Genomic DNA, 4076 nt, shown 5'->3' on the forward strand with positions numbered 1-4076 from the left:
CCCTCGCACTGCATGGAGCGGCGGCATGAGTACGCCTTCCACTGCCATCGAGGGCATTGTCCGCCAGCCGGCCACGGCGCTGAAGATCGTGCCGGCGCGGCATCCGCTGCAGGTGATCGGCACGGTGTTGGCACTCGCGCTGATCCTGATCGGCCTGCAGTCGGTGCTGGGCAATCCGCGCTGGGGCTGGGGCACGTTCGCCGAGTGGTTCTTTGCCCGGCCGGTACTGGACGGGTTGGGGCGAACGCTGCTGCTGACCGCACTCGGTACCGGCCTCGGCTTCGCGCTGGGCACCTTGCTGGCCTTGGCCCGCGTCTCCGGCTCACCACTGCTATCGGCGGTGTCGTGGGGCTACGTGTGGCTGTTCCGTTCGATTCCGCTGCTGGTGCTGTTGCTGCTGCTGAACAACCTGGGTTACCTGTACAGCACCATCGAACTGGGCGTTCCCTTCACCGGCATCAGCCTGTTCTCGTACCCGACCACGCAGCTGATCGGCGTGTTCACTGCCGCCGTGCTCGGCCTCACCTTGAACCAGGCGGCGTTCTCGGCCGAGGTGATCCGTGGTGGCATCCTGTCGGTCGACCACGGCCAGTACGAGGCGGCCGCAGCGTTGGGCCTGCCGCGTGGGCGCCAGGTGCGCCGCATCATCCTGCCGCAGGCGATGCGTTCGATCCTGCCTGCAGCGTTCAATGATGTGATCGGCCTAGCCAAGAGCACCTCGGTGGTCTACGTGCTGGCGTTGCCGGAGCTGTTCTACACCGTGCAGGTGATCTACCGGCGCAACCTGGAGGTGGTGCCGCTGCTGATGGTGGCTACCGTCTGGTACCTGGTGATCCTGACGGTGCTGTCGCTGCTGCAACGGCGGGTGGAGCAGCGCTTTGCCCGCGGCCAGCTGCAGCATGAACGCAACGTGTCGCGGGTATCGTCTGCAGCACCGCGGGCGGCGGCGACCGTTGCACGCGTGCCCAGCCGCGCGGCATTTGCCGTGCCGATCGAGGCCGGAACGGGCGCGGCTGTGTCCCTGCAGGGCGTGGGCAAGGCCTTCGGAGAGCAGACGGTGCTTGATGACGTGCATCTGGAACTGAGGGCCGGCAGCGTGACGGTGCTGATCGGTCCGTCCGGTGCGGGCAAGTCCACGCTGCTGCGGCTGATCAATCATCTTGAACGCGCTGACAGCGGCTTCGTCACCGTGGGCGGCCAGCTGATCGGTTACCGCCGCGACGGCGACACCCTGTACGAGTTGCCGGAAGGCGAGATCCGCCGTCGCCGCGCGGAAGTCGGCATGGTGTTCCAGGGCTTCAACCTGTTCCCGCACATGACCGCACTGGAGAACATCATCGAAGCGCCCATCGCGGTGCGCGGCATTTCGCGCGCCCAGGCCGAGCAGCAGGCACGCACCCTGCTGGAGCGGGTGGGGCTGGCCGACAAGGCCGATGCTTTCCCGCGCCAGCTGTCTGGCGGCCAGCAGCAGCGTGTGGCCATCGCCCGCGCGCTGGCCCTGCAGCCGAAGGTACTGCTGTTCGACGAGCCGACCTCCGCGTTGGACCCGGAGCTGGTGTCGGAGGTGCTGAGCGTGATCGAGGAACTGGCCAGTTCCGGCACCACGCTGGTGATCGTCACCCACGAACTGGGCTTCGCCCGCCGCGTGGCCGACCACGTGGTGATGATGGACCAGGGCCGGGTGATCGAGCAGGGCACGCCAGACGCGCTGTTTGAACACCCGCGCCAGCAACGCACCGCCGATTTCCTGGCCAAGACCCTGTAACCCCTTTCGAGAACCGCCATGAGCCCAGCATCGCAGCGACGTCCCGCACGCAGCACCCTGTTGATCATCGGTGTGCTGGTCATCGGCATTGCCGGCATCGTCTATTCGCGCGTGCGCCAGGACCCCGACGGTGTGCCCGTTGCGGCGACCTCGCTGGCGGCCAGCAACGCGCAGATACTGAAGGGCACGCCCGATCCGAAGGCGCAGGCGCTGATTCCGGCCGGCTATCGCTTCGTCACCCCGGGCGCGTTCACCATCGCCACCCATCCCGGCCAGCTGCCGTTGGCCGACTACGGTGCCGACAGCAAGGAAGTGGTGGGCGTGGAGCCGGACATCGCAAGATTGATCGCCGATGGCCTGGGCCTGAAGCTGGTGGTGGTGCCGGTGGCCTGGGCCGACTGGCCGCTGGGGCTGGAATCGGGCAAGTACGATGCGGTGCTGTCGAACGTGACGGTCACTGAAGAACGCAAGAAGAAGTTCGATTTCTCCAGCTATCGTTTCGACCTGCTGGGCATCTATACCCGCACCGATGGACCGATCCAGAAGATCGCCACACCGGCCGATGTTGCAGGGCTGAAAGTGGTGGTGGGGGCCAGCACCAACCAGGACCAGATCCTGCGCCAATGGGACAAGCAGAACATCGCCGCAGGCCTGAAACCGGTGGAGTACCAGTACTTCGATGATGCGGTGATCGGGCGGTTGGCAGTGATCACCGGCCGCGCCGACGTGTCGTTCGAGCCGAATGCCACCGGCGCCTATTCGGCGCGTGATGGCAAGGTGCGCCGGGTCGGCCTGTTCCCGGGTGGCTGGCCGGACGCAGCGGCGATTTCGGTGACCACCCGCAAGGGCAGTGGCCTGGCCGATGCGGTGACCCAGGCATTGAACACCCAGATCAGCAGCGGCACCTACGCAAAGGTGCTGGCGCGCTGGAATGTGGCCGAAGAAGCGGTGCCGCAGTCGCAGACCAATCCGCCGGGGTTGCCAGGGTTCTGAAGCAGGCGTGCCAACCAACGGTTGGCACCCACCGGAATGCGAGGCGGGGCATGCCGACCAAGGTCGGCATCTACCGGAGGGCAGCCACCGGAATGCGAGGCGGGGCATGCCGACCAAGGTCGGCCTCTACCGGGGTCAGGGCTGCCAATCGATGTGTTCCAGGCGGGCGCCTCCATTGCCGTGAAAGAAACTGAGCGCGGCGAAGCACGCCTCGATGCCGATGCACCACGCCAGGGGATAGCCATCCACCTGGCCATTGTCGAGCCGGAAATAAGCGTTGCCGGCGCGGTGTTCGTTTCCGCAGGAGTGGAAGCCGCCGTCGCCGGGCTCGCGCAGGTACATCAGCCATGCATGCTCCGCATTGCGCAGCATGCACAGCGATGGACCGTCGGGCACCGATGCCCACAGTTCGAACTGGGGCATGGATGCGGCCAGCGCCAGTGCGCTGGCCAGCTGATCGTCGGTAGCGGCGGCGACAGGGCTGCCATCGAGTACAAGTTCGATCACTTCGGTTCCTGCATCGGCATTACTGCCAACGTGCCTCCAGGGTGCGGAACGGGCCATCGAGCAGCACGCCGTCCTTGTCGAAGTTCCGTACCGATCGCCCATCCACGCGCACGTCCTTGGGCAGGGTACGGCTCGGCCACCATACGCGTACCGGCGTGCCCTTGCGCAGCCCCTTGCCGAGCGAGACCTGCAGAGTTCCATCGCGCTGGCGTGCCTGCATCTGCAGGGTGCCATAGGCGGTGGGCAGGCGGTCCACGGCCAGGCCCTCGCCAGCGACCCACGAAGGGGGCGTACCCGGCAGCAGCGACAACGCGTCGTCGTCCTCGCGCATCAGCATGCCGAACAGGGTGCGGCCGTATTCGGCGCCGATCCAGGTGTGCGGCATGTCGCCCAGGTAGCGCGGGAAGCGCAACCGCGAGTGCACGACCTCGGCCAGCACCTGCCATTCCAGCGGCCTGCGATCGTGCAGCAGGCCCTGCAGCAGCTCGTCGGCCGCTTCGGGCTGGCCCAGGTGCACGTAGCTCAGCACGTTGCGGATTTCATACGGCGTGTAGGCATACAGCGCACCGGGCTGGTTGCGCTTGCGCACATCGTCCAGGTAGCGGGCGAAGGTGGTGCGCAGGGCCTCGGCCGGCAGCACGCTCTGCGCACCGGTGGGATCCAGCGCGATCGATACACCGGTGGGATCGCCATCGCCGAGGTCGGCCGATGACGGAATGAAGTCGATGCCCTTCCATGCCATCGTTGCGCGGATCGAGGCATGCAGTGCGTCATACAGCGCCTTGTACTGTTCGCGCGCCCACGTGGCGGT

General features: G+C 66.7%; 3 protein-coding genes and 1 pseudogene. 2 read left to right on the plus strand and 2 right to left on the minus strand.

All coding sequences use genetic code 11. The features are described 5' to 3' along the window. The first annotated feature begins 25 nt into the window (after positions 1-25). Both AB4Y84_RS15210 and AB4Y84_RS15215 read left to right on the plus strand, forming a co-directional pair. Positions 26-1765, plus strand: a complete 1740-nt coding sequence (locus AB4Y84_RS15210) for an amino acid ABC transporter permease/ATP-binding protein (protein WP_442244969.1) — start codon at positions 26-28, stop codon at positions 1763-1765. An 18-nt stretch (positions 1766-1783) separates the two neighbouring features. Further along, positions 1784-2758, plus strand: a complete 975-nt coding sequence (locus AB4Y84_RS15215) for an ABC transporter substrate-binding protein (protein WP_442244970.1) — start codon at positions 1784-1786, stop codon at positions 2756-2758. Positions 2759-2893: 135 nt separating this feature from the next. Here AB4Y84_RS15215 and AB4Y84_RS15220 read toward each other — a convergent pair whose 3' ends face one another. Further along, positions 2894-3265, minus strand: coding sequence for a hypothetical protein (locus tag AB4Y84_RS15220; protein WP_442244971.1), 372 nt, complete (start codon positions 3263-3265; stop codon positions 2894-2896). 19 nt (positions 3266-3284) lie between these two features. Beyond that, a pseudogene (locus AB4Y84_RS15225) lies at positions 3285-4076 on the minus strand (discoidin domain-containing protein); the annotation flags it as partial.

The sequence above is a fragment of the Stenotrophomonas sp. 2YAF22 genome (genome assembly GCF_052114665.1).
In the GTDB taxonomy this organism is placed as follows: domain Bacteria; phylum Pseudomonadota; class Gammaproteobacteria; order Xanthomonadales; family Xanthomonadaceae; genus Stenotrophomonas; species Stenotrophomonas indicatrix.

What these genes read in the sequence shown, in the direction of transcription:
- AB4Y84_RS15210 (WP_442244969.1), top strand. Translation starts at nt 26, where the DNA reads ATGAGTACGCCTTCCACTGCCATCGAGGGCATTGTCCGCCAGCCGGCC.
- AB4Y84_RS15215 (WP_442244970.1), top strand. Translation starts at nt 1,784, where the DNA reads ATGAGCCCAGCATCGCAGCGACGTCCCGCACGCAGCACCCTGTTGATC.